Annotated in this window: 21 protein-coding genes; 10 read left to right on the forward strand and 11 right to left on the reverse strand. The window is 46.6% G+C overall.

Annotated elements, in window-relative coordinates:
- Window positions 1-21 precede the first annotated feature (21 nt).
- Genes DLM76_RS13210 through DLM76_RS13220 form a run of 3 tightly spaced genes read right to left on the reverse strand, consistent with a single transcriptional unit; the run spans window position 22 to window position 6,167 of the window.
- A complete protein-coding gene (locus DLM76_RS13210) occupies window positions 22-1,161 on the reverse strand; it encodes an LIC11435 family protein (protein ID WP_118965474.1) in 1,140 nt (379 codons plus the stop codon).
- Window positions 1,151-3,268, reverse strand: a complete 2,118-nt coding sequence (locus DLM76_RS13215; protein WP_118965475.1) for a FecR family protein — start codon at window positions 3,266-3,268, stop codon at window positions 1,151-1,153. Before DLM76_RS13215 ends, DLM76_RS13210 begins: the two co-directional genes overlap by 11 nt.
- Window positions 3,252-6,167: an adenylate/guanylate cyclase domain-containing protein gene (locus DLM76_RS13220; protein WP_118965476.1), complete on the reverse strand. Its 2,916-nt coding sequence runs from the start codon at window positions 6,165-6,167 to the stop codon at window positions 3,252-3,254. Before DLM76_RS13220 ends, DLM76_RS13215 begins: the two co-directional genes overlap by 17 nt.
- Before the next feature lie 191 nt (window positions 6,168-6,358).
- Between DLM76_RS13220 and DLM76_RS13225 the strand changes: the two genes are divergently transcribed.
- The 3 genes from DLM76_RS13225 to DLM76_RS13235 all read left to right on the forward strand — a co-directional run bounded on the left by DLM76_RS13225 (window position 6,359) and on the right by DLM76_RS13235 (window position 9,992).
- Window positions 6,359-6,817 carry a peptidylprolyl isomerase gene (locus DLM76_RS13225; RefSeq protein WP_118955848.1) on the forward strand — a complete coding sequence of 153 codons (459 nt, stop codon included), beginning with the start codon at window positions 6,359-6,361 and terminating at the stop codon, window positions 6,815-6,817.
- A gap of 619 nt (window positions 6,818-7,436) precedes the next feature.
- Window positions 7,437-8,537: a sensor histidine kinase gene (locus tag DLM76_RS13230; protein ID WP_174714644.1), complete on the forward strand. Its 1,101-nt coding sequence runs from the start codon at window positions 7,437-7,439 to the stop codon at window positions 8,535-8,537.
- Window positions 8,538-8,555: 18 nt separating this feature from the next.
- Complete coding sequence (locus DLM76_RS13235) at window positions 8,556-9,992, forward strand: histidine kinase dimerization/phosphoacceptor domain -containing protein (protein ID WP_118965477.1); 1,437 nt, start codon at window positions 8,556-8,558, stop codon at window positions 9,990-9,992.
- A gap of 38 nt (window positions 9,993-10,030) precedes the next feature.
- Here the strand turns inward: DLM76_RS13235 and DLM76_RS13240 are convergent, their stop codons facing one another.
- From DLM76_RS13240 to DLM76_RS13250, 3 genes are all read right to left on the reverse strand, one after another.
- Window positions 10,031-10,462: an LIC13259 family plasminogen/vitronectin/complement-binding protein gene (locus DLM76_RS13240; protein ID WP_118965478.1), complete on the reverse strand. Its 432-nt coding sequence runs from the start codon at window positions 10,460-10,462 to the stop codon at window positions 10,031-10,033.
- A 13-nt stretch (window positions 10,463-10,475) separates the two neighbouring features.
- Window positions 10,476-10,943, reverse strand: coding sequence for a four-helix bundle copper-binding protein (locus tag DLM76_RS13245; RefSeq protein ID WP_118965479.1), 468 nt, complete (start codon window positions 10,941-10,943; stop codon window positions 10,476-10,478).
- A 67-nt stretch (window positions 10,944-11,010) separates the two neighbouring features.
- The gene (locus tag DLM76_RS13250) at window positions 11,011-11,421 is read right to left on the reverse strand and encodes a hypothetical protein (RefSeq protein WP_118965480.1); all 411 of its coding nucleotides are present in this window, start codon (window positions 11,419-11,421) and stop codon (window positions 11,011-11,013) included.
- A 138-nt stretch (window positions 11,422-11,559) separates the two neighbouring features.
- Between DLM76_RS13250 and DLM76_RS13255 the strand changes: the two genes are divergently transcribed.
- Window positions 11,560-12,552 (forward strand): GGDEF domain-containing response regulator, encoded by a 993-nt coding sequence (locus tag DLM76_RS13255; protein ID WP_118956066.1) that lies wholly within the window; start codon window positions 11,560-11,562, stop codon window positions 12,550-12,552.
- Here the strand turns inward: DLM76_RS13255 and DLM76_RS13260 are convergent.
- Complete coding sequence (locus DLM76_RS13260; RefSeq protein ID WP_118965481.1) at window positions 12,549-13,940, reverse strand: glycerate kinase type-2 family protein; 1,392 nt, start codon at window positions 13,938-13,940, stop codon at window positions 12,549-12,551. The two genes, DLM76_RS13255 and DLM76_RS13260, sit on opposite strands and share 4 nt — an antisense overlap.
- Before the next feature lie 254 nt (window positions 13,941-14,194).
- Between DLM76_RS13260 and DLM76_RS13265 the strand changes: the two genes are divergently transcribed.
- The gene (locus tag DLM76_RS13265) at window positions 14,195-15,085 is read left to right on the forward strand and encodes an alpha/beta fold hydrolase (protein ID WP_118965482.1); all 891 of its coding nucleotides are present in this window, start codon (window positions 14,195-14,197) and stop codon (window positions 15,083-15,085) included.
- Window positions 15,086-15,290: 205 nt separating this feature from the next.
- On the opposite strand, the gene DLM76_RS13270 is transcribed toward DLM76_RS13265, so the two are convergent.
- Both DLM76_RS13270 and DLM76_RS13275 read right to left on the reverse strand, forming a co-directional pair.
- Window positions 15,291-16,148, reverse strand: a complete 858-nt coding sequence (locus tag DLM76_RS13270; protein WP_118965483.1) for a sterol desaturase family protein — start codon at window positions 16,146-16,148, stop codon at window positions 15,291-15,293.
- Window positions 16,149-16,251: 103 nt separating this feature from the next.
- Entirely contained in the window at window positions 16,252-17,379 is a 1,128-nt protein-coding gene (locus tag DLM76_RS13275) for an AraC family transcriptional regulator (RefSeq protein WP_118955840.1), read from the reverse strand.
- Window positions 17,380-17,677: 298 nt separating this feature from the next.
- On the opposite strand from DLM76_RS13275, the gene DLM76_RS13280 reads away from it, so the two are divergent.
- Window positions 17,678-18,130: a hypothetical protein gene (locus tag DLM76_RS13280; RefSeq protein WP_118955839.1), complete on the forward strand. Its 453-nt coding sequence runs from the start codon at window positions 17,678-17,680 to the stop codon at window positions 18,128-18,130.
- 69 nt (window positions 18,131-18,199) lie between these two features.
- On the opposite strand, the gene DLM76_RS13285 is transcribed toward DLM76_RS13280, so the two are convergent.
- Window positions 18,200-18,586 carry a DUF302 domain-containing protein gene (locus tag DLM76_RS13285; protein WP_118965484.1) on the reverse strand — a complete coding sequence of 129 codons (387 nt, stop codon included), beginning with the start codon at window positions 18,584-18,586 and terminating at the stop codon, window positions 18,200-18,202.
- 304 nt (window positions 18,587-18,890) lie between these two features.
- Between DLM76_RS13285 and DLM76_RS13295 the strand changes: the two genes are divergently transcribed.
- Window positions 18,891-19,145: a hypothetical protein gene (locus DLM76_RS13295; protein ID WP_118955836.1), complete on the forward strand. Its 255-nt coding sequence runs from the start codon at window positions 18,891-18,893 to the stop codon at window positions 19,143-19,145.
- A gap of 272 nt (window positions 19,146-19,417) precedes the next feature.
- Here the strand turns inward: DLM76_RS13295 and DLM76_RS13300 are convergent, their stop codons facing one another.
- Entirely contained in the window at window positions 19,418-20,179 is a 762-nt protein-coding gene (locus DLM76_RS13300; protein ID WP_118965485.1) for an exodeoxyribonuclease III, read from the reverse strand.
- 100 nt (window positions 20,180-20,279) lie between these two features.
- Between DLM76_RS13300 and hisD the strand changes: the two genes are divergently transcribed.
- The 3 genes from hisD to mfd are packed head-to-tail and all read left to right on the forward strand — an operon-like array spanning window position 20,280 to window position 26,008.
- The gene (hisD, locus tag DLM76_RS13305) at window positions 20,280-21,560 is read left to right on the forward strand and encodes a histidinol dehydrogenase (protein WP_118955834.1); all 1,281 of its coding nucleotides are present in this window, start codon (window positions 20,280-20,282) and stop codon (window positions 21,558-21,560) included.
- A 15-nt stretch (window positions 21,561-21,575) separates the two neighbouring features.
- Window positions 21,576-22,433: a pantoate--beta-alanine ligase gene (gene panC, locus DLM76_RS13310; RefSeq protein WP_118956065.1), complete on the forward strand. Its 858-nt coding sequence runs from the start codon at window positions 21,576-21,578 to the stop codon at window positions 22,431-22,433.
- Window positions 22,430-26,008, forward strand: a complete 3,579-nt coding sequence (gene mfd / locus DLM76_RS13315) for a transcription-repair coupling factor (RefSeq protein WP_118965486.1) — start codon at window positions 22,430-22,432, stop codon at window positions 26,006-26,008. Before panC ends, mfd begins: the two co-directional genes overlap by 4 nt.
- Window positions 26,009-26,040 lie beyond the last annotated feature (32 nt).

The raw sequence follows: 26,040 nt of genomic DNA on the forward strand, positions 1-26,040 counted from the left end.
TCTATAAGGAATAACATAGTTTTATAGGAAAATTTTCATCCCAAATTCAAAAGAATTCGGAAAAAATTGACCGGAACTGCGACCCCCTTGTCCGGCGTCGATGGTGCTTGTTTTGAAATACGGAACGTATCCTCGGTCGGTTTCGGAAACCGTCGTTTTCGTCGTGGATGGGCTTACAAATGCCGCATCTGACACATTTAGCAGGTAGAGAAGCGCAACGATCCCTAAGGAAATGTTGAACTGATTGTAATGGGAAACGGCGTTCGAGTAATCCGACTGGACCTGCATGTAATTGAACGTTGCAAAGGGGAGTAACGCAGGGTTATCCATCAACAAAAGACTCTGATTCAGATTCTTGCTTTGATCGAGGGTCGCCAAACTCGAGTTATATTCTCCGTATTGCTGTGCGGAATAAGCGACCGCTCCCGCGATCAAGATCGGAAAAATCCAACTTCTATACTTCTTGTCCTGATTGGATTGTCCCCAACCTGGTAAAACCGCGGATTGCATCGCCGGTCCCCATTGGATTCCCGGACTCGCGACTCGTTCTTCCTGTTCCCCTCGTTTAACGATTTCCGCAAGTTCTTGTTCGGTATCGGCCAAAACCAAAAATCCTTTTTTGGCGGTCTTCTTGTTTCTCGGGTTTTCCAAGGAAAGAGTATAACTTCCGTTTTTGAGATTCAAACCGTCGATCTTGATTTTGATTTCTTTCGAGTTGATGTATTCGAATTCGGGTTTGATCGTTTCTCCGGAAGGAAGAAGAAGCGTAACGTTCATCGCTTCGGTAAAGTTATCTCCCTTTACGGTCAGAACGGGGCCGAGTTTTTCTTTGACGAGTTTGACGTTCGAATCCGGGTCCACAAAGGGCGCGCGGGAAAGAATCACCTCAAAGGCTATCCATTCCGAAAACACGGAAACCCTTCCGAATTTATTGAGAACTCCGATCCTGTGTTCGTAAACTCCCGGCGGAAGATTGACTTCGAAACGGGTGGACTTGGTTTTTTCTCGCGCGATTCTCCCGCTCGGATCCTTGATTTCTACGAGATAACCTCCCGCTTCGGGCACGGGCTTCCATTCCAAATATTGATTCTCTTCCTCTCCGAAAACGGGAAGTAAGAGAAGGAACAAAAGAATGAAGATGATATGAATTCTATTCCACATAAATTTCCTTCGGCGAAAGAATTTCCGGAGGTCGGACCGTTTTACTCAGCTTGATCTCGAAATTTCTGGAAACCGGAATGGTGAACTTGGTCGCACCGGTTTTGTCCTTGTATTTCGCGGAGATTCTCCACTGAAACTTACCTTCTTCTAAGATTGCAAAATCCTTAAACGAATAAGAATCTCCTTTCAGTTCTCTTTTCCAGATCGACTTATTTCCTTTCGATCTTAGCTCGAAAATTTCGAGAGCCACCGATTCCGTGTTTCCTTCGATTTCCCAACGGAAGTCGATGCTGTCCCGATTGGAAATATCGATGGTCTCTTCGGTCGCCGGGCTGTTCTGACTTAGGAAGGGCGCGTTGTCCGAAGTCTTGAACGACTGAGTTTTACTCGTCAATAAATTCTCCCCGTTGGATCCGAGCAGAGAAACCTTCCAGAAGTATTCACCGACGGATGGAAGCTGCACGGTTCCGGAAGAAGCGCGGAAATTCTCCCGAATCACGTTTCCGCTGAATTCAGAATTTTTGGCGATCTCTAACTTATATACACCGGAAGGCTCGGGTCTTTGCCAGCGAAAGGTCAATTTTTGATTGGCCGGATGACCCAATTCCTGTTCGTTTGAAGGGAAAAGTAAGTCGAAAGATTCGAGCGCCTGGATCTTAAACTGACGGCTCGGTGATACGACCGGATCTCCCTCTTTTGCCGCGGCTCTGACTCTCCAGAAATACGTTCCCGCGTTTGCGATCGGACTCGAGGTTAGGGAGAATGAGTTCGTTCTTTTGCTGAAAAGAAGGTTCTTAAAGTCGTTGTCGTTTGCGATTTCAAGAGTGTATTCGCTCAGATCGGAGGAACCCGACCAAACGAACAGACTTCCTTCTTTCGAGAATTTGCGGAGGGAAATCTCCTCCTGATCGGAAGGTTTTTTTAAGATAGGAGGTTCTGCTTTTTCCAACTTACGGATATGAAACGAAATCGCTTCGGAGGTAGACGTTTTCAGATCGGGCATGGAGGATTTCGGAGTTACGCGAGCGTAATACGTTCCTTCCTTCGTTTTATCCCAGCGATACAACGTTCCCTGGATTTCCTGGGTAAGAATCGATTCTTTGAAATTCTTGTCCTTGGCGAGTTCGAGAGTATAACTTTTGCTCAGATCCACGGGAGTCCATTGAATGACGACGCTCGGGGGAGAAGAAGTGAACTTGAATTCTTCCCCTCGTGCCGGTGCAAAGACCGACGGTTGTAGATTTCCGAGAACGGTCAAGGAACGGGTCTCGCTGTATTCCGGTTTATCGGTTCCGGGATGGAGCGCGGTGACTCGCCAATAATGCGTTCCTTTTTCCAAAGACTTGTTTAGGGAAATCGAATTCGATTTCGAGCGAGTTACGTTTTTCGTAAAACTCGGATGATTCGAAATTTCCAACGTATAATCCTTTACGCCTTCGACCTTGTTCCAGCCGAATGCGATCGCCGCGGCATTCGACGGAGTTTGCACGAACTTTCGTTCCGATGGAGAAGTGAGAGAAATCGACAAGGAACGGATTTCCGATTTTCCGTTTTTCAGTTCGATGGCTTGGTTGTTCGCAACGTTCGATTCCTGATTTCCGGATTTGACCTTCGCGTTTCCTTTGGAAACTTCCAGGTTCAACGCTTGGTCCTCGGACTTGGAAAGTTTCAGGTCGCCCTGGTTGACTTCCACGGTCGTTTCGCCGCTTTTGATTTTAAGTTCGGTGCCGCTGTCTTTGTTTGCCGAAACCGATCCGTAAGCGAAGTCGATGGATAAGTTCTTATCGGAGAAGTCGAGAAAGATCATGCTCTTTTGATCGAGTTTGATTTCGGTTCCGTCGTTTAAAACAAGAACCGCTTCGGCTCCGTCTTCCGTGCGGACCGTGTCCCGGTTGCGGACTTTCATCTCGGTTTCGATCTCTTCCCACATCACTTCCGAATCGAACTTTCTCTGCGCTTTCCGGTTTTTGAATATGATTTTGCCGATCTCCGGGTTGGTCCCTTTTTTGTGACCCGAAGTGATATGAAGGTATAATAATATACTAAAGAGGATTACGAGTCCCGTAAGAAAGGTGACGACGTATTTTCCTTCAGTCAAGTATCTCATACTTAACTTCTTCTCCGGGCTCTCCGCCTTCCGATTTTCCTTTTTTAGGAGGTTCCCAGACGATGCCGATTCGGTTTCTGAGTTCTTCTATGTTTTTAGGACAATTCGGATCGTCCTTACGGCCGAGAACCGCATAGATCACCTGAGGTTCTGATTTCCCCTTCACTTTGATGGACTGCATCTTTTCGACGTTGAACAGACCGGGAACGTGATCCAAAAGATCCTGCGTAATGAGAATATCCGTTCCGAACGGTTTATTCAACGCTTCCACGCGGGAAGCCAAGTTCACTGCGTCCCCGATCACTGTGTATTCGAGTCTTTGTTCGGAACCGATCTGACCCGCAATGACGGGGCCGTAGTTTAAACCGCAGCCGATTTTGATGATCGGCTTTTTATCGCCGCCTCTGCCTTGGTTAAAACGAAGAAGCGCCTCTCTCATCATAAGCGCGCCGGTGACTGCGTTGGCCGCGTCTTGATCCGAAGTTTTCGCAGCTCCCCAGGTCGCCATGATTGCATCTCCGATAAACTTGTCGACGATCCCGTGTGTTTCATTCACGCAATGAACCATCTCGGTCATGTACTCGTTTAAGAATTCGACGACTTCTTCCGGTTGAAGTTTTTCGGAAATCGCCGTAAAACTGCGGATATCCGAGAAGAAAATGGCGCACATCTTCCGTTCTCCACCGAGGGTAAGTTCCTGTTTCAGAACCATTTCGGCGATTTCTTTGTTTACGAAACGTCCGAGGGCATCTTTTACCTTTTCGCGTTCTTCCAGACCCTTGCCCATGTCCACGAAGTAATCCGTGAGAAGACCGACTTCGTCCCGGGTCGTGGAACTGATTCCGATCTTGAAGTTTCCGCGTGCGATTTCGGTCGTCGCGTGTAAAAGGTTTAACAGAGGTTTGGTGATCGTCTTCGCAAAGAAGAAAACGATGATCAGCGCCAAACAAAGGGCGATCCCCATGATGAGAAGATTGGTTCTTTGGATTCGATAAACCGCTTCAAACGCCTTGTCTTCGGGAACGATGGAGATCACAGCGCCGCCGCCGAAGCCCAGCTTTTGAAACGAACCGAACCAGGACTTTCCTTCCTTGTCCTTGTATTCGGTTTGTTTGGTGTTTTCCGAACTGTTGACCATGGATTCCATGATCGGAAGATTCATGAAGTTCGTGTTGGATTGAAGAAGTTTCGGATCGGAGTGTGCGATCAAATCTCCTTCTCCGTTTACGAGAAATACTTCGGAAATATCCTGTTTTTGGAATGCGTTTAGGAATTTTTCCAAACGTAAAATCAAGACGAGAACTTTCGGATTGGAACTGGAGGAAGGGACCGCGATCGCAAAGATAGGCTCCTTGAATTCCGCGCTGAGATTCTCCATTCTACCGCCGGTCAAAACGGACTTCGTGATCAAACCGGGACGGCCCGCGATCAGATCCGAAATTTCTTTCGGAGAAACCTTGACCTCGCTTAAATACGGTTCGTTGAAGAACTCGTTGATCGAAGAGGGCGTGTTGTTCTCGATTTGAAACAAACCCGCGTAGATAAAGTCGGGATCGTTTTGAAAGAAAATATCCGCAAACGAAAGACCGGCTTTTCCCTGTGCGAGCGCGCCGACGATCTGTTTTCCGTTGGAAAGAATCTCGTTGATGTCGGTTTTGATCTTTAACCCGAGAATATTCACTAAATTTAAATTGTTTTGCAACACTCGAACTTCGGAGTCTCCGCGAAACGCGGAGGAAGCGAAGAAGATGATCGTGGAAACCGTGATCGTCATCAAAAGAGAAATCACCGCCATCAACTTGATCTGAAGCGGAAGTTTCGTTTTAGCCGAACTTCCCGAAGCTTGTTTGTCGCCATCGTCGGCCGGACTTTTTGCAACGGGAGAATTTTGATTTTGCGAAGAAGCGGATTTCGTTTTTGCAGAATCGGTTTTGTCGACCGACTTTTGCGAAGAAGCTTCGCTTCGGTTCACGCTCGCCTCTTGAGCGGATTCCGGCGGAGCAGTCGATGCCGCTGACGCTGCGGAACCGTTCGTGGATTCTTTTCCGTTCGTTGCCGGAGCCGGTGCGGTCGTAGAAGCGCTCCCATTTACCGTTGTCGAATCGGAAATCGAAGAAGAGGGCGAGGTTTCCGCAGCGACGGAAGAAGAATGCGGAGGCGGATCGACGGAGATCTCTTTTAATTTTTGATCGTCTTCCAGATGATCGATTTCGATCGCATGGATAGGAGAAGATTGAAAGCCGATTTTCTGATTTTTACGGTCTTCTTCCGTAAGAGGAACCGCTTTGATCTTCGTAAGATTTTCGACGCCCGGCTCGTATTGAATCTTATACTTCAATGCGGACGGACGTCTTCCTTCCCGAACGAGATGGGAAGAAACCGAAAATTCTCCCGGAGGGATTTCATGAAAGGAATGCGGGTCCTTGTGTCTGGAAAGAAATTTCCGAAAAACCGCTTGGTCTCCATCCGGGGCCGAATAACCGAAACGGGAAACTCGACTTTCGAGTTCGGAATCTGTGAGGGAAGGATCGCTCGCGAGTAAAAGTTTGGAAAGAAAAAGAGGGAATCTGGATTCACAATCCGGTTCGATCAGGAAAAGAAGGTTTCCTCTTTTCAAGAATTTTTGAATTTTCAAAAAAGTGCCGAACACCGAGTCGTTGGTTTCGGGGCCCGGAGGAATCTGAATCGAAAGAACCGTGACGAGCGGATCAATGGAGTCTAACGTTTCCGCATCGATCGAATGATCGTTTGAAATGACGCAGATCGTGCCGATTTCTTTCTTTGCGATTTCTTCGGAAAGAAGGGAAAGATCGGTCCGGGATTTGGAATTTGCCCCCGAAATAAATAGGAGAGCGCCCGAAGTTCCGAATGGAAGATAACGATGATTGATTTCTAACATGTACGAAGACTCTCTGATCCAGGAAAAAATAATTCCACTGTAAGGAATATTCTATTTTCTCCCGTCATTAACCTCTTTATAATATAATTACTTGATTCGGCGTTTTTGTTTGTTTTTCGCAAGAAATCGCTTTCTGCTATACTCTAGTTTCGGAAAATGGGAACGAATTCTTAAAATAGAGGAAAACTCTCATGGCAACTGCGGTATTTAAGACAAATTATGGAAATTTTTCGGTCTATCTGGACGAGGAAAAGGCTCCAATCACTGCGGGAAATTTTATCAAATTAGCGAAAGACGGATTTTACAACGGCCTTACATTTCATAGGGTTATCAAAAATTTTATGATTCAGGGCGGTTGTCCGACCGGAAACGGAACCGGAGGCCCGGGTTACAAAATTCAGGACGAGTTCCACAAGGATCTCAAAAACGCGAAATACACGCTTTCTATGGCAAATGCCGGACCGAATACGGGCGGATCGCAGTTCTTTATCAACGTAAGAGATAATTTCTATTTGGACAATCGTCATGCGGTGTTCGGTAAGGTTACCGAGGGAATGGATATCGTAGAAACGATTTCGGAAACCGAAACCGGTTTTCAAGATAAGCCGACCAAGTCGGTCGTGATCGAGTCGATTACCGTTTCGGAATAAAATTCTGGCCCGGCACCGGGTCAGAGCGTCACAGCTTCATTTTTCTTAAATAAGAAAAACTGCATCTTTCAAAGATGCTATAACTTATTTCCGGTCGCGCCTGGATTGGGTGCGTTCCGGTTATAATCTGGCGCCTTTTGTTCTTTTATTTTGGCGATCTTAAACTGCCTTTACTTCTTTTGCGGAGTTTTCTTGAAAACTCCGTAGCTCTTCCTCTCTAATCAATGCTCCTTTTTTAGAAATCTTATCATCGATGCTGCCGTTATAAAGTGATTGAATCTCTTTCGTTTTTCGCTTCTTTTTGAAAGAAATTGACCGAAAATCCTTCCCTTTCGTTTTATATTAGAACCGCATTTTGCAAGGGAACAAAGCGGGCTTTGTCAACTCGTTTCGCGGAAAACATACGATTAGGCAGTTTGGATTACTTCCAACGATTTAGAGGAACGTAAATTCGAAAAAAAGAATATTCTGAAATTCGTAAAAAACAAAGAAAACAAAAAACCAGGATTGACATTTTTATCGAAATATCTACTTTTTAACGTCAATAAAGATCGGGTTGGAAATTCTTTTGAATCGTAGTTCCCAAAGATTGGAATTGCACCGAGGGTTTGGCTTTTGAATGTGCGCGGAGTCTTTTTTAGGCGAAGATTTTCAGGAGTCCTACTCAGTGACTGAATCGGAATTTCAATGGGTTGCCTCTCTTCAAACGCCGATCGGCGTTTTGGATCATGGATTGCGTATTATAAAGTGCAATTCTTCTTTTGCAAATCGATGTTTGGGAATTTTTTCCGAAGCTTGGAAGAATCAAATTCTCGATCGGGTTCTGCAGTTTCAAAATCCTTCTCTTTTGGAAGAATTCAAAAATTCTAAATTAGAAAAACCGATTTTTTTCAGGGAACAATTCTTGAATTCTTCACACGAAGAATTGCACTTAAGGGGTACTTTGACTCGGGTTCGATCCGGAAACGAAGAAGTTTTGTTTTTAGAGATTTCCGAATCTTCGGAATCAAAAAAATCGAAACTAAAGGAAAAGGAAATTGCCGCGGTGATTTCCCGATTGTATCACGATCTCCAAGAACCGATTCGAAATCACAATGCCTTTCTAAAATTACTTTCCGATCGCTTTGTAAATGAATTGAATCCAAAAGGAAAGGAATTTCTTCGGATCGCGAGAGACGGCGGGGAACGTCTTTGGAATCGGATTCAATCTCTTCTTTCGTTTTTACGAATCGAAAAAGAAAAGAACATCTTTCGAACTCTTTCTTTGGAAGAAGTCTGGAAGAATTCTCTCGATCCGGTCAAAGACGATCTTGAAACTGCGAACGCGAACATATCCGTGGAAGGAATCTTTCCTCGGATCGTTGGTAACGGTTTTCTTTTACAAGAGCTCTTTACGCAGCTTCTTTCCAATTCGATTCGATTCAAGCGACCGAACGAAGCTTTGATTCTTTCCGTTTCTTGTTTTATGGACGACGGATGGAACAAGGTTCGCGTTCGAGACAACGGAATCGGACTCGAATCAAAGGAACAAAGAATTTCCATCGACTTATTCAAAACCTTTCATGAATCGAATGAGTCGGCCGGACAAGGAACCGGTTTGTTTTTTTGTAAAAGGATCGCCGAACTTCACGGAGGAAGTTTGGAAATCGAAACCGGTTTAGCGGAAGGTTTCGGAGTTTTGATTCGGTTTCCCAAAGAGTTTCAGTTAGAACAAATATAGATAGAGAGTTTCCTTCGTATGTTTAAAGATTCTTTTTCAGTCCTTTTGATCGAAGACTCGAACGCGGACTATCGTTTGATTCAGGAATACCTGGGCGAGTCTCAGAGTCCTTCGTTTCAAATCAGTCGTAGTGCGGATTTTTCCGGCGGTCTTTCCAGCATTTCCAAAGAAAGCCCGGATCTGGTTCTACTCGATCTTTCTCTTCCCGACCGAGCGGGTTTGGAAGCGTTATCCGAAATCAAACGAAAGTTTCCGCAGATTCCTGTCATCATCTGCAGCGGAGCGGAAGACAAAGAAATAACGGTCAACGCATTGCAGATCGGAGCGCAGGATTACGTTTACAAAGGAAAATTCGATTCTTACTCTTTGAGCCGTTCCTTGGTTTTTGCGTACGAAAGAAATCGTCTCGCATTGGAGCTCGAAAAGAAGAACGTCTTCGAACAGGAAAGCGAAGAACGATACCGTTTGTTCTTTCAATACAATCCTCATCCGGCGTTTTTATTCGAACACGATACGTTCGAAATTTTGGAAGTGAATCAGGCGGTTCTGGAAAAATACGGTTACGAGGAAAGGGATCTGATCGGAAGAAATGTGCTTCATATCTTCGAGGAAAAAAACTTCGATGCGGTAAGACGGGAAATTCTTTCCTTTCAATTCGGGGTCAACCGCGCCGCTTCGATAACCCATAAAAAGAAAAACGGGGAAGAATTGATCGCCGATACGACCGTGTATAAGTTCCGTTATCGAAATCAGGTTCTGGATTTGGCCGTGATTACGGACGTGACCGAGATGGTTCGCAACCGCGAGTCGATTCTTGCGTCCTTGGCGGAAAAAGACACTTTGATTCAGGAGATCCATCACCGAGTCAAAAACAACATGCAGATCATGGTTTCTCTTTTGAATCTGCAGGCGGACAACGCGATGTCTCGCGATCTTACTTCGAAAGAACTTTACGGTTTGCTAAAAGACACGGAAAGCCGCGTATTTTCGATGTCTTTGGTTCACAACGAACTCTATAAATCCAGGGATCTTTCGCACGTCGATTTTGAAAGTTATCTGAATATGCTTCTGCAAAATTTATGGAATCTCTACGGCGTCGATCCTAAGATCCAACATTCCATCGACGCGAAGGGGTTGATCCTCGGAATGAACGTCGCGATTTCCCTCGGTTTGATCGTATGCGAGCTTGTTACGAACGCCATCAAACACGCGTTCTCCGAAAACCACGAAGGTTTATTGAAGCTTACCGCCCGGTTGACGGATGGAACGATTACCGTTTCGATCGAGGACAATGGGAAAGGAATTCCGGAGGAATTCTTGAATCCGGATCATGAAACTTTGGGATTGCAGCTCGTTACGATTCTTACAAAGCAGATTCAGGGAAAGCTCGATTTGGAAAAACTGCATCCGGGCACCCGATTTCAAATCCGGTTTCCGGAACACGAACAAACGTAGAGAATCGGTTGCGGAGATTTCCGCAACCGACGAGTCGTTTAGATTTTTTTTCCGCAGCCTTTCATGGAAGGATCATACGGGTTTTGCACCTTGTCACCGGAAGCGATCCATTTCTTTTTCACCATCGGGCAATAAAAAACGTGCATTCCGGTAGATTCATCTTTTTGAATGTAATCCTTTAACGATTCCGAAAGCTCGGAATACGCTTCCAGTTTCGCCTTTTCTTCGGTCGCGCTTTTTAGTTTTTCGGCGGCTTTGAGCGCGGGAGTCAGGGAAGAATCGCGAGCCACTTCTTGTTGCAGGACCGCGATCAGTTTATCCGCGACGACTTCTTTGCCGTTCAAAAAAGACTGATGAATCTGATTCAACTCGGCGAGGACCGTCGGTCTCGTGGGTAAAATCGACTTCGCATCCAAAAGAGCGGCGCTGAAAAAAAGGATCAAGGAGAAGAGGATTGTTTTTTGTTTCATCTGATTTCTTTCCTTACGCGATTTTTTTCAGTTCGGCGATACATTCTTTGCAGCTGTCCGCGCAGTTCTTGCAGATTTCATGATGGGATTCGTGAACCCTGCATTCTTTCTCGCAGGCTTCGCAAGCTTTGATGCAGATCGCCGCGACTTCTTTCGTAAGCGGAGAATTGGAAGCTCCGAGACTTACGAACGCTTTGCAGAGAGCCAACGTGTCCTTTACCGTTTTGAGACAATCCGCGAGCATCGTATCTCCGGTGGAAAGATTCTCCTCGCAATGAGCGAGACAGATTTCCGCGTTTAAGATGCACTTGTTTGCGGCTTCCAAGGTCTTTCGATCGACCTTTTTAGAAGTCGGTTTGTCGTTCTTCTTTGCAGGAGCTTCGTGGTGTTTGTGACTGGATTCTTTCGCTAAAAGAGATCCGGCGGATGCGAACGCGAGAAGCGCCGCGGATTGTGTGATGAGTTCTTTTCTAGTTAACATATTGAATATTCCTTTTTTCTAAAATTTGAATCGATTGTTAAACGAAGTCGGGCAGGAAAAAGAAGGATCAGATCAGAAGACGAACCGAGGAAATCGAGATCAGAACGGATTTTTGGGCGTTGTATTTCGAGCCACCCGAGTCGGCCGGGGGAAAAACGAGAAACTTTCCGAACGTAGGGCGAAATACGTCCTGAATCGAGGAAAGAACCGAGAAATAATTTCGATCCAATTCGGGGGATTTAGGATGGATGGATTCCTGCGAAACGACCAAGTCGCAAGAAGAGCAGGTAGTAGGAACCGGATCTTTTGCCTTTTCCGTTTGATGACAAGGAGGAAGATCGTTTTGAACCGTTGCATTTGCGGTCTTCGCCCAGGCCGGGCAGTGATTTCCGGAAAGCATCACGGTAAAACAAACCAAGGCGACGGTCAAACCGGTCGCGCCGAAAAAAGCAGCCAAACGTTTCGCTTTTTGGTTCATTCCTCCCCTTAGACTTCTTCAACCGAAGCTTCCGGCAAGAAGTTTTTAAAAAATTCGTTTGATTTCATTGCGAATTCGGAGGAGCTTTGATCCTTCCAGGCTCGGTTGATTTCGAAAACCCGAGGAGAAAAATCCGTGATGAATTCGATTCTGATTTTAGACGACGCTCAAGAGAATTGTATGCTGATGCAGGGAATTCTCCGCAAGTCCGGCTACAAGGATACGCAGACGAGTCAGTCTCCCGATGAAGTGATCGATTGGCTCAGTTTGAAAAGCGATGATCCTCCTAAAAAAGAATTTTCCCTGATTCTTTTGGACATCCTGCTTCCGGGGATTACGGGACTTGAAATTCTCAAGATGATCCGTGAAAAGGATGAACTCAAAGACATTCCCGTCATTATGATTACCGCCCTTAAAGAGGCGAACGTTCTGCAAGAAGCGTTCGACTCGGGCGCGATTGATTACGTGGTCAAGCCGTTTGACGCGACCGAACTTTTGGCTCGGGTTCGTTCCGCTCTTCGTTTGTTCGAAGAGATGACTCGCAGAAAGGAACGGGAGAAGGAGCTGGAAAAACTCACCGATCAACTTCAGGAAGTGAACGCGTATCTCGTCGCGATTTCGAGAACGGATGCGTTGACCGGACTTTACAATCGAAGATATTTCGACGAGGTTCTCGCGACGGAATGGAAACGTTGTTGGAGAACGGGAACCAGCGTCGCGCTTTTGATGTTGGACATCGATCATTTCAAACTCTACAACGATACGTACGGTCACCAAGGCGGGGATCAGTGTTTGAAGCAGGTTTCGGCCGCGATTCGGGATTGTGCGAGAAGAGCGGGCGACGTCGCAGCCCGTTACGGGGGAGAAGAGTTTGCGATCATTCTTCCGGAAACGAGCGAATCCAACGCGGTCGTCGTCAGCAGGAACATCTTAGAAAAGGTGGAAAAACTCGCGATCCCGCATTCTGCTTCCAAAACCGATTCGATCGTAACTCTCAGCATCGGAATGGCGACGTTGAGTCCGAGTCCCGAAAACTCGATCGCGGAATTGATCGAACGCGCGGACAAGGCCTTGTATCTCGCAAAGGAAGAAGGAAGGAATTGTCTTCGGTTTTATCCGCAAGGCGACTAACGTTTCTCGCTTGGGGTAATCCACAAAAATTGAATGTCGTTTACGTTGGTTCCGGTCGGGCCGGTAAACACCAAGGCATCGGCCGATCGAAGCGCTTCATACGAATTGTGATTTTGCAAAGCGGAATTCGGATCGTTCGTTTTTGCGATCTCGTTCCAAGTCGTTCCATCCACGATCGCACCGGCCGCATCGGTCGGCCCGTCGCTTCCGTCGGTCGCCAAAGAAAGAAAAGTGATTCCCGATTCGCCTGCGATCTGTTTGGCGAACGCAAGCGCGAGTTCCTGATTTCTTCCTCCTTTCCCTTTCCCGTCGTGAGTTACCGTAGTTTCACCTCCGCAGAGAATGAGCAACGGCGATTTTGCAGTAAGAGCGGCTTCCTTTGCGATCGATCCCAAAAAGAATCCCGCTTCTTTCGCTTCGCACGCCAAAGAGGAAGTAAGAAATAAAACCGGAATATTCCGGTTTTTGCATTCGTTTTGTACCGCTTCAAGGGCGAGTCGGATGTTTCCGATGCAATGGACGGAATTGCGTGTTGGTCGTGACTTAGATTCTTCGTTTGAAAAGGAAGAATCGCGGGAAGACGGATCGGGTTTTAGAGAAGAACTTCCGGATTCTGCGGAGGAGGATGTTTCCTTTGATTGCCGGAATTTTCTTTCGAGAAGCGATTCGATTTTTGAATCCGATGGTAAATGATAGTGTTCGAATATTCGTAAAATGGAATTTCGATCGATTTCCGAAGGAATCATGGGTCCGGAAGCGACCTTGGACAGATCGTCTCCAAGTACGTCGGAAAGAATGAGAGTGATCGATTTCGCGGGAAGAATTTTGGAAAGAAGTCCGCCGCCTTTGATTTCCGAAAGAAGAATTCGAATCGTATTGATTTCGCGGATATCCGCACCGCTCTCCAGAAGGCGTCGGTTCCAAACGATTAAATCTTCCAAACTAAACCCCGCAGCGGGGACTTCCAACAAGGCCGAACCTCCTCCGGAAAGAAGAACGAGCGCCGTGTCTTCCGGTTGCAAGGATGCACAAAGTTCTAAAATTCTTTTTCCACCGGTTATGCTGTTCGCATCCAAGACGGGATGTCCCGCTTCGATGATCTCCAGTTTAGGAAATTGATTTCCGGAGGAATGTCCGTATTTAGTAAGAATCAAACCCGCGGAAATCTGAGATTCCAGAAGTTCGTAAGCGGCAGCCGCCATCGGTTCCGCGGCCTTGCCGATCGAAAAAAGAACGATTCTTCCCGAAGTTCGGTTGGATTCCAGAAAGCGACGCACCGCAGGACCGGGTAAGGAACTTCGGATCGCGATTCTTCCCAAATGAAACAAAACGGAACGAGGAGAATTCGGATCCAAGTTCGGAGTTTCGTTCCAAGAAAGAGTCGGCATAGGATTTTCCAAGTTGAACCGATTTCCGAAAAAAGAAACATTTTTCCGATTTTAGAACGAGGCATGCCTGTGGATCGATCGAAACGAAAATGATCGAAGAAGTGGAATTTGCCGATCGATGCGCGAGCGAATACTCGCTCGGAAGAAGCGATCCGCAAAACGATTTCCGTTGACATCTGATTTCAAAACCCCAATGTAGTCCCTCACGGAAACGTTAGACGCCGCGATTGGCGCGCGAATCATCGAGGAATTTCATGTCGGAAATCAAAACATCCTCCTTACAAAACGGAGAAAGAGAATACAAATATTTGAGTCTGGGGAAAGGAAAGAATCTGATCTTTTTCTTTCACGGATTTCCGGACGATGCCGGTTCCATGAAGGAACTGATGGAATTCTTTTCCGAAAAAGATTTCACATGCATCGCTCCGTATATGCGCGGTTATTCTCCCGGTTCCAACGTTCCGTTTTCGACGACCGTAAGCATCGCGGAACTCGCGGGAGATTTGAAGTTCATCGTTGAATCGCTCCAGGCAAAACACAAACCCGCAAAGACGATCGTTGTCGGTCACGATTGGGGTGCGATCGCTTCGTATGCGTTCGCCAATCTTTCTCCGAGATCGATCGACGCGTTAGTCGCTCTTTCCGTTCCTCCGCTTCCCACGTATCTTAAAAATCTGGTATTGTATCCTTCGCAGATTGTACGAAGCTGGTATATTCTGTTCTTCCAACTTCGCGCGGGTATTCCGGAATCCGCTTTGTTGAAAAACGATCTCTTACGCCGTCTTTGGGAGGATTGGAGTCCGGGCTGGAAAATTCCGGAGGACCGGTTTCGGGAAGTTTCCGCGAATCTAAAAATTCCGGAACATCTGACGACCGCGCTCGGGTATTACCGTGGACTTTTGACCCCGGGAAATCTCGCTCTTTGGAATTCGAGCCGCGAATTGGTGTTTCATAAAATTTCCGTTCCAACCTTGGTTCTCGCCGGCGAAAAAGACGAATGTATTTCTCCTTCGGTTTATAAAGGACTGGAATCTGAATTTTATTCCCGTGTTTTATTCAAGACGATTCCGAAGGCGGGACATTTTCTTCCCTTGGAAGCGGCCGGACCGGTGGCGAAGGAAATCGCCGCTTTTCTAAAATTATAAAAATCGAATATTCCGGAAACGGAAAATCGTAAGCGAGCGAAAATCCGTTTCGAAAGACGAATGAATTCTTACGCAAGGAGACGCAGTCTGTAGCGTAAAGCCGGGATTCTTTCGATCGTAAACATAAAAAAAGCCGCGCCTTTGCGGGTCGCGGCAAGATGTGTTTCGTAAGTTTGAGTTGGTTGAATGTAGAAGGGCGGTTTGTTTAACCTCCCGCCGGAGTTTCGGACCATTGAATCTTCGGATTGGACGTTGTTCCTTTTTCGGAACGTTTGTCCGCGAGCGATTCGAAGTAATCTTCGTAATACGGAAAGTTCGTTCCCATCACGCGATCCCAAAAGTTGAAGTAAAGACTGTAGTTTCCGTGAAACTTTTGGTGGTGCAGGTTGTGATGCGTGGACGTGTTGATCCACTTTAAGATCGGATGTCTCGTCCAGTTTTTCGGAAGAAACTCGTATCCCAAGTGCCACCAGATGTTCATGATCATCGCGTAGAACGTATGGAAGAGGAGCACGTGAAAGTGGATCGGAATGAACGTAACGAAAAACACGATGTAAATTCCTTCCAAAAACGCTTCCAGAAAATGAAAGTGATACGCCGCGATCGGAGAAGGGTTCACCGATTGGTGATGCACCGAGTGAACCTTGGAATACACTTTCTTATGGTGCATAAACCGGTGCGCCCAGTAAAACCAGGTTTCGTGCCAGATCGTAATCAACACAAAGGAAAGAATCATATAAGGAATTCCGCCGTGAGCCGAGTAGTCGCCGAAATACACGTTGTTCGGAATCAAACCCATTCTCGCGCTGACGATGTTCGTAGTGGCGATGATCGTGAAAACGAAAAGGGTGACTGCGGATTGTTTGAATTCGTTTTTGATCTTATCCATTTTCGGATAAACGGATTGGATTCGGAAACGGTGAAAGAAATCCTTCTTCCAAACGTAAAGGATCAAAAAGGCCAAACCCGCGATCGGGTAATAGCGCACTACGTTCATCGAAAATTGAAAGAGTCCGATTTTTTGGACGCAATCTAGAACTAACTCACACTGAACTGGATTCATGAAAGAATCTCCTCTGTTGACTTAGGATTAGTTTACGGTTTTTTTCGAATCAAATCGTCCGACTTGGTCGAAACGGTCGGAAAAAAACGACCTGACTTATCAATCAGGTCTTAGAATTTCCTTTTTTTCGAAATTCCGTCGGACTCAAACCCGCTTCTTTGCGAAACGCGTCGTTGAACGAGGATTTGGACTGAAATCCGACCTGATACGCAATCGAAAGAACCGTATCTTTCGGAGAATGAAGGAGAAGGTGTTTCGCTTCCGCGATCCGATATCCGTTGACGAGTTGGAAAAAACTTCTTTTTACGTGGAGATTCAAGTATTCCGAAAGCTGGTGGGGAGAAATTCCCAGTTCTTCGGCGAGTTTGGCGAGCCCGAGATTCTCCTCTTTGTAAATTTTTTTCTCCTCCATGAGAATGTTCAAATTCCGTTCCAAGGATTCCAGATCCACCGATCCAAGCTGTGTGGTTTTGTATTTCCGTTCTTCCTCTACGATCTTTTTGACCGCGCTGAAAATTTCGGGATGGCTCTGACGGATGATGTAGATTCCGCAGAGTAGAATTCCGATCAAAATGGAGGAAATTTCCAACCGGACGACTCCGGTTTGCTGGATGCTCGTGGACAAACCCAAAGCCGAAGAGGAAACCGCGACCGCGAGAATGAACAGAATCAAACGGATTTCTGGACGGCTATAAATCGTGGTCCAGCGGATTCTATGAATCAGATTCCAGCTTATGTTCAAAAGATAACCGAGAAGGGTGATCGACATGATCGCGATTCCAAGACGGATATCCCAAGAAAAATGTCCTTCCGCGGATTGTCGCAAACACTCGAGTTTGTATTCTTCCGAGGAAAGATAAAACGGAGTCAAGAGAACGAGAATTCCTAAAAACGGAATCAGATCCATCCAACGAAAAAGGGGAATCGTATTCTCTTCTTCCCAAAGATTGGAAATGTAAGAACGCAAAAGCGGACCGAACAAAACCGCCAAAGGCAGATGAACCGCGTACAGATGCGGGAAAAATCGGATGTTTTTGCTGATCAAAAGATACGCGTGGATTTGAAAGATAAACACGGCGCCGAATAAAATCAAAAGAATCCGGTTTCTTCTTCCTTTGAGGGCGAGAGGAATTTCACCCAACACGAACAGAAAAGAAAGCGCCGACGTAAAACCGACAAAGGCGGAAAGAACGGAATGAATGTCTGGATCTCCTGGTAAACTAGCAAGCATGGAACTTTTTCGTAGGATAACTCAGGTATTTCCGATGGAAAGCAAAACTAATCGTTTCGGGCTATAAAAAGACGGATCGAATCGACCGAAAATGGAACCGAACCGATTTGGAACCGGATCGAAAGGGATGTTCTCCTTTCGGTTTGGGGTTTAAATCGATTAAGTTCAAAAAGAAGCGAAAGAATGAAAAAAAGAAAGAATTCAGTTGTTTTTGAAAGAAAGGGTCCGTTGGGAAATGCAATCGTTGGACAAACTTTGTTTTATTGTTGCGTCGCACAACGTCTAATAGGAAAAGATAATGGGACAAAATAATGTTCTCTTCTCCTTAGAAGGGAGGCGTCAAATGCTCGAAAAAATGATCGAAGATTTCAAGGATTCCGTAAAGGAATCGGTTAAATCCGTTCGCATCCCCTTGGAAGTTCATAGTAAAACCGGTAATTATTCCGCGGAAATCGGCGGCTGGGAAGGCACGTCCATGAGCCTCAATCTCGGACGTTTCAATTCCGACAGCGTCGGGGAATCCGCAACCTTAGAAGTAAGAATTCCGTTTTGGAAGGATCCGATTTTACTGCACGGGACGATTACCGAAAAGAAAATCGTCCGTTCCAAGTCTCAAGAAAGAATTACGGATAATGTGCTTTTGTTCGAATCGGATGCGATCGGACTAGTTAAAAAATTCTTACCGAAATTTCCCGTGGATCTCAAGGATTGGAAGATTACGATCCCCGAGTTCCCGAAAAAAGCGGGGTAAGTAAAAGAATCAAAAAAGGACGCGGGCAAGCGTCCTTTTTTTACGATCGGCGACGAATCGGAACCGAATTCAATTTTTTGAATGTTCGATGATCGTTACGAGATCGTCTTCCACTTGTTTTGCAGTCTCCGAAAGTTTCGGAGAATCCGAAAAAAGACCCAACAAAGAAGTGGGTTTGATCATTCCGATTTTCGTTTTTCCCTTTTCTGAATAAACCGAAATTCGACAAGGAAGTACAAGATTCATTTCCATATCCTCGCTCAGAACCTGGTTCGCTTTGTGTGGATTGCAGACTTCCAAAATCCTGCATTCTTCCGCAAAGTCCACTCCCTTCTTTTTCATCGTCTCCTTTAGATTGTGGATGTGGAGAACTCCGTATTTTCGTTCGGTGATCTCTTTTTCCAAATCCCGAACGCATTCTTCTACGGATTTTTTGGATTCAACGATGTATTTCATTCTTTCCTCCGTTTCTTAGGATTAGAATATCAGAATTGCTGCATATCATTCTTCCGACTTGATCTTTTAGAGTTTGTTTCATTGATAAATGTCAATTCGAGTCGAAGGGTTTTCGACGATTTCGCCATTGACATTCTTTCTTTTTCGAGGCATATTTAGGTTCCGTGCTTCCTCTCCGATCCTCCTTCTCACGACGTAACTCGTGAATCCATCTCGCGATTCGGAAACGTTTTGGGACGGACCGGAGAGGCCGGTGCGGGCTTCTTCCAATTTTTCAATCCGATCTTTTTATCAGGAGAATCCTATGAAACGGTTTTTGATTTTGTGTTCGTTGATTGTTTCGGTTTGGGGTCTTTCGGCGCAACGATCCGGAGGCGGTGGTCCAGGAATGAATCAAAAAGGAAGTCCTTGTTTTGAGGATCATGAAAAATTCTGCAAGGACGTCGATCACAGAAGAGGGGCCATGCGTGATTGTCTTCTCAAAAACGAAGCACAACTTTCCGCAGGATGCAAAGATCATTTGAACCGCACAAAGGACCGTCCTCGTAGAAATAGATAATTTGCGATCCGTTTTGAAAACCGGAGAGCAAGTTTTGCCGTGATATTCCGGTTTGGAGGAGTTCCCACAGCATTCTTTCGTTTCGAGTATTTCGGAAAATTTCGAATCTTGTGGTAGTTCCCACAGCGTTTTTTCGTTTCGAGTGCTTCGGAAAGTTTCGAATCTTGTGGTAGTTCCCACAGCTCACTGAAATCGTTCTGACTTCGCGCGGTCTTTTCAAATGTTCCGACAAGATCCGCGCATTTTCCTTGACGACGTTCGAATCCTTTCCGTCAAAGTTTGATTTCGAATTCCAAAGGCGCGTGATCGGAAAGAGGTTTGTCTCTGTAAATCGAATGGCTCTTTACGTTCTTCTTCAATTCTTCCGTAACAAAGAAATAGTCGATTCTCCATCCTTTGTTTTTGGCGCGGGCTCCGGCGCGAAACGTCCACCACGAATATTCCTGTTTATCGGGATACAAATACCGAAACGTATCCACCCAACCTTGGTTTAAAAATCCGCTCAGCCATTCCCTTTCTTCGGGTAAGAATCCGCTGCTCTTCGCGTTGCCTTTCGGATCGTGAATGTCCTGCGGAGTATGCGCGATGTTCACGTCTCCGCAAACGATGATGTTCGGTTGTTTTTTTCTTCGTTTGGCGGCTTCTTTTTGAAAGATGTCCAAGAATTTCATCTTTGCGGTTTGACGCACGTCACCCGTCGTTCCGGAAGGAAAGTATAAGTTCCACAAGGCGAAACCGGGATATTCGAGATAGATGCTTCTTCCTTCTTTGTCGAAAAAAGAATCTCCGATTCCGAGAGTGATCTTTTGCGGAGGTTTTTTATAAAGAATCGCGACTCCGCTGTAACCTTTCTTTTCCGCGCTGTTAAAGATCGGAGTATAACCCAATTCTTCCCAAAATGGGGAAACCTGTTCCTGCATGGCCTTGGTTTCTTGAAACGAGATGAAGTCGGGTTTCGTAGTTTGAATGTAATCGGCCAATCCTTTTTCCAAAGAAGAACGGATTCCGTTGCAATTGAGAGAGATGAGTTTCATAGGCAAGTCGTAAACTGAACGAATTCTTCGGACGGGCAATTGTTTTTTCGCGAAATTTCAGATGCAGGAACAGTTCTTTCGGAAATTCTGGTTTTCAGAGATGTCGATTCCAATTCTACAAGTCAGTTTAAAGGATCGTTCGATTTTGGACCCGGTTTTAAAACGGGCCCGAGAAGATCTGAGTTCCACGTTGAACCTCGTAAAACCGATCATCGAGGACGTTCAAAAACGAGGGGACGCAGCTCTTCGGGATTACACACGCAAGTTCGACGGAACGGTTCCCGATTCTTTCGTTTTAGAACTCTCTTCTCTTCATCCTAAGATCGATTCCGATCTGGAGATTGCCCTTCAAAAGGCAGCGGAAAACATCCAAGCCTTTCATAAGATTCAAATTCCGGAAGACAAAGAAATTACGGTCCACGGAAATCGATTAGGAATTCGTCATACTCCCGTCGAATCGGTTTCCGTTTACGCTCCCGGCGGAAAGGCTTTGTACCCTTCCACGATTTTGATGGGAGTGATTCCAGCAAAACTCGCCGGCGTAAAAAACATTCAGATCGTTACTCCTCCGCAACAAGGCGCATTGCCGGACGGACTGATCGCCGCCGCCAAAATCGCGGGCGCGGATCGAATCATCTTAGCGGGAGGCGCGCAGGGAATCGCGGCCGTCGCATACGGAACCGAAACGATTCCCGCTTCCGAGTTCGTCATCGGACCGGGTAGCAAGTTCGTAACCGCGGCAAAAGTTTTTTTAAGCGGACAAGGAGTGATCGGAATCGATTCTCCCGCCGGTCCGAGCGAAGTTTTAGTCGTCGCGGACGATTCCGCAAATCCGACCTGGGTCGCCGCAGATCTTTTATCGCAAGCGGAACACGGAGAGGATTCGGTCGCGATTCTCTGCACCGATTCTTTGTCCCTGGCGCAAAAAGTAGCGGAAGAAGTGGAGAAGGCGCTGCACGAACGTCCGAAACGGGGCGAAATGAAACGCAAGTCCATCGAAGACCACGGAAGAATATTCGTATTTCCTAATTTAGAAGAATGCTTTGCGTTTTCCGATCTTTTTGCGCCGGAACACCTCGAAATCCAAACCAAGAATTACCGGGAGGATCTAAAAAAGATCAATCACGCCGGTTCCGTCTTTTTGGGGAATTATTCTCCTGTGGCGATGGGGGATTATATCAGCGGAACCAATCATATCCTTCCGACCGCGGGCGCCGCGAGGATTTATTCCTCTCTCGGAGTTGCCACGTTTTTGAAACGAGTGACCTGGCAGGAAGTTTCGCGGGATTCTTTGAAGGATTTGTATCCGCACGTGAAGGTTCTTTCCGAGTTCGAAGGTTTGGACGAAGAACACGGAACCTCCGTAAAAATTAGAACTTGATTGTATTCAAAATTTATGATTCTCTGCAAAACCCCAGAAGAAGTTTCCGCACAAGTCCTCAAATGGAAGGCCGAAGGATTGACGGTCGGTTTCGTTCCCACGATGGGATTTCTCCACGAAGGGCACGCGACCTTGTTCGACGAATCGGTTTCCAAAGCCGATAAAACCGTCGTTTCGATTTTCGTAAACCCCGCTCAGTTCAACGATCCAGAGGATTACGCGAAATATCCGATCAACACGGAAGGCGATCTCAAACTCTGCGAATCCAAAAAGGTGGATCTAGTGTTTCTTCCCGATCAGGAAACGATGTATCCCGGAGGAATTCCGAACGTACTCTTACAGATTCCTCATTTGATGAAAAACTTATGCGCGGTTTCGAGACCCGGCCATTTCGAAGGGGTTCTTCTCGTGATTTCGAGACTCTTTCATTTCGTGCAACCGAACCTCGCTTTTTTCGGCAAAAAGGATTATCAGCAATATCTGCTCATCCGCGAGTTCTGCAAAACGCTCGCGTTTCCGGTCCAAGTGATCGGCTGCGACACGGTCCGCTCGGACAAGGGACTTGCACTCAGCTCCAGAAACGCAAGACTCAGCGAAGCGGAAAGGGAAGAATCCCTTTTGATTTCACGGGCGTTGAAACTCGGTGAAACCCAGATTCTTTCCGGAATGAAAGATCCCGTTCTGGTGCGGGACATCATGAAGGACGTTTTGGATTCTTCCTCCAAGATCCGTCTGGATTATTTAGAAGTTTTGAATGCGGATACTCTGGAACCTTTGGAAACCTTGGAAGGAAATATTCTGCTCGCGGTCGCCGTATTTCTCGGTCCCGTGCGTTTGATCGACAACGTAACTCTGAGCGTAGCGTCCGCATGAAAGATCTTTTGCAGATCATCGGGAAAGAATTATTTTCTCAGTTTGAATCTTCCTCGGGTTCGAAAGCGAAAGCCGCTTCCAAGACAAAGGGCGGTTCTAAAAAGGAATCCGAAACTTCCGGCGGTGACGGTTCCGCTTCGGCAAAAAGCGCCTCCGTAAAAGCCCGATCTTCCAATACGGCGGAGAATTCTTCCGTGGATCTTTCGGTTGCGGGTAACGTGTATTCGGTCGTTTCGGGAAGTCATTCCATATTAGCTTCTTCTTTATTTCGAAGATTGGATCGAACGATCGTGGTCGTTTCCGAAAACAATACCGCCGCCGAGTTTTTATACAGGGAATCCTTGAGTTTTCTTCCCGCGTCCGATCTGATCTATCTGCCGGGTCAGGAAGTCCTCCCGTACGAATATCTCCGTTATCCGGCGGAGATGAAACGCGAACGGATCAAGGCCATCGCCAAAATTCTAAGCGGCGAGCCGGCGCTCATCTTTACTTCCGTCGCCGGTTTTTTAAAAACGCTTCCTCCCGTGCAAACCATGCAGGGAAGGGCGATCACTCTCGAGAAGGGAAAGGAGATCGATCTCGAAACTCTTCTCATCGGGCTCATCGATCTCGGTTATAAACGCGCGGACGTTTGCGAAACCTTCGGCGAGTTCAGTCTCAAAGGCGGTATTTTGGATATTTATTCTTCGTATTCGCAGGAACCCGTGCGAATCGATTTGTTCGGAGAGGAGATCGAATCGATCCGAACCTTCGATCCCGACACGCAAAGATCCGTCGCGGATCTGAACAAGGCGATCCTTCTTCCCGCGGACGAATACATCCTTTCGGACGAACAAAAAAAAGAATATCAGAATCTTCTAAAGTCCGCCGATCCGTCCCTGCATCTTCCCGAAATTCCCGAAGCCAACTACGGAACGTATTACGAAGAACTCGTTCCTTTGGTACGGGAGAATCACGGAATTCTTTCCTATTTTCCCCAGCCGCCGGTGCTTCTCTTTCCATCGCCGAACTCCGTGAAGGAAAGAATCCTTCATCTCGAACGGGAATACGTTTCCTTGTTCGAAAAACGTTCCAAGGAAATTCTTTGCGCGCCTCCCGAAAATCTTTTGTCTTTCGGAGAAGAACACCGCGTTCTTTCGGAATCGATCGGTTTATCGTTCATCGGTCTTCCTCCTCGAAACGGAAACGATCTCGTTTCTCCTTTGAAGGAAGCTCCCGCGTTCAAAGGCAAGATCCGGGAAGTCCGAGAAAAGATCGCGGAACTCCGTAACGAAGGCGGTTGGAAGATCGTTTTGACTTCTTCCTTCGAGGCCCAAACAAAACGACTCCAGGGTCTTTTCGAAAAAGAAGGGATCGTTTTGTTAAACGAAGACTCGACCGAGCCGGTTCCGTTTCATCTGGGAAAACACAAGTCGGACGCGTTTCTCGTGTTATCCGAACTCAGAAACGGTTTTTTATTCGAACATCAGAAAATTCTAATTCTTTCCGAAAACGACATTTTCGGCCGGGAATACAAACGCAAAACCCGTTTTAAAAAACAGAACAGCAAGGCCCTTCAGAGTTTTATCGACTTAAAGGAAGGCGATTACATCGTTCATATCAATCACGGGGTCGGGAAGTTCTTAAAGATCGAACGTACCAACGCGGGCGGTAAGGAAAGGGACTTTCTCAAACTCGAATACGCGGGAGGCGATTCTCTCTTCGTTCCCTTGGATCAGATTTCCTTGGTGCAGCGTTATATCGGAGGAACGGAGTCTCCGCGTCTCGACAGTCTCGGAAAGAGCACTTGGAAAAAAACCAAGGACCGGGTTCAAAAAGCGGTCGAGGCGCTCGCCGAAGATCTCGTGCAGATGTATTCCAATCGTTTGAAGTTGCAGGGATATGCGTTTCCGCCCGACACGATTTATCAGGAAGAATTCGAAGCGGAGTTCGAATACGAGGAAACTCCGGATCAAATCGACGCGATCGAAGCCGTCAAACGGGATCTGGAATCTCCGAGACCGATGGACCGTCTCGTATGCGGCGACGTCGGTTACGGTAAAACGGAGGTCGCGATCCGCGCGGCGTTCAAGGTCGCGATGGCGGGCCGTCAGATCATGATGCTCGCGCCCACCACGATTTTAGCATTACAACATTATAATACGTTTAAGAATCGTTTCGAAAACTATCCGCTCCGCGTCGAACTCGTTTCCCGATTCAAAACCGCCGCCGAAACGCGGGACATTCTTTCCGACTTCAGTCTCGGAAAGGTCGATATGGTCATCGGAACGCACGCCATTCTTTCCTCCAAACTCAAACCGAAAAATCTAGGTTTGCTCATCATTGATGAGGAACAAAGATTCGGGGTCAATCACAAGGAAGCGATCAAGAAGTTCAAAAATCTCGTCGACGTTTTGACTTTGACCGCGACTCCGATTCCGAGAACCCTCCACATGGCTTTGACCGGAATCCGGGAGCTTTCCATCATCGCGACTCCGCCTAAGAACCGTCAGTCGGTCGAAACCTACGTTCTCGAAGAGGACGAGGATCTCATCGCGGACGCGATCCGAAACGAGATCCAAAGGGACGGACAGGTTTTTTATCTCTACAACCGCGTCGAAACGATCGAACAGGAAACGAAATATCTGAACGAAATCGTTCCCGAGGTTTCGATCGGAGTTCTTCACGGACAAATGACGGAGGATGAAATCGAAGAAACCCTTCTCGATTTTTACAACCGCAAATACGACATTCTGGTGACGACGACGATCATCGAATCGGGAATCGATATGCCGAACGTGAATACTCTGTTCGTCAAACGCGCGGATCTCTTCGGTTTATCGCAGCTCTATCAGATTCGGGGAAGAGTGGGCCGAAGCGACCGCAAGGCCTTCGCGTATATGCTTCTTCCGAAGGATCGAATCGTGACCGAACAAGCCGAAAAACGTCTGAACACGATCTACGAATATCAGGAATTAGGTTCCGGCTTTAAGGTCGCTATGCGGGATCTCGAAATCCGAGGAGCGGGAAATCTTCTCGGAAAGGAACAATCCGGCGACATTATGGAAGTAGGATTCGATCTGTATGTTCGAATGCTCGAAGACGCGATCGCGAGAATCAAAGGGGAAGAAGTCGCCGTGGAAGTGCGTACCTCCGTGACGTTGAACACGAACTTCTTCCTTCCGGAAACGTACATCGGAGACACAAGACAGAAGATCGAATTCTATAAAAAGTTCGAAGGCGCAAGGGACCTCGAAGAGATCGACGAAGTAACCAAAGAGATGACGGATCGTTTCGGCGAACCTCCCGAAGATGCAAAAACCTTTATCCTTTTGGAAAAGATCCGAACCCTCGCATCCAATCTGGGCTTCGAGTCCGTTGCGGAGATGAAGGACGAAATTAAGATGAAGTCCGGTTCATACTTTCGAGGAGATAACGTAAAGATCATCCAGTTGATTTCCGCGAGAACCGGTCTGACTTTGAATCCGAGAGAGCCGAACGTGCTGATTTTTCAGACGGGAAAAAAATCAGAAAAGGAAAAACTCGATACTTTGATCTTTCTCCTTTCGTCAATGCTCCCTTCCAAAAAAGTATAGACGATCCAACCCCGAATCCTATCCTTTGCACC

Origin of the sequence: Leptospira yasudae (assembly GCF_003545925.1) — a bacterium.
In the GTDB taxonomy this organism is placed as follows: domain Bacteria; phylum Spirochaetota; class Leptospiria; order Leptospirales; family Leptospiraceae; genus Leptospira; species Leptospira yasudae.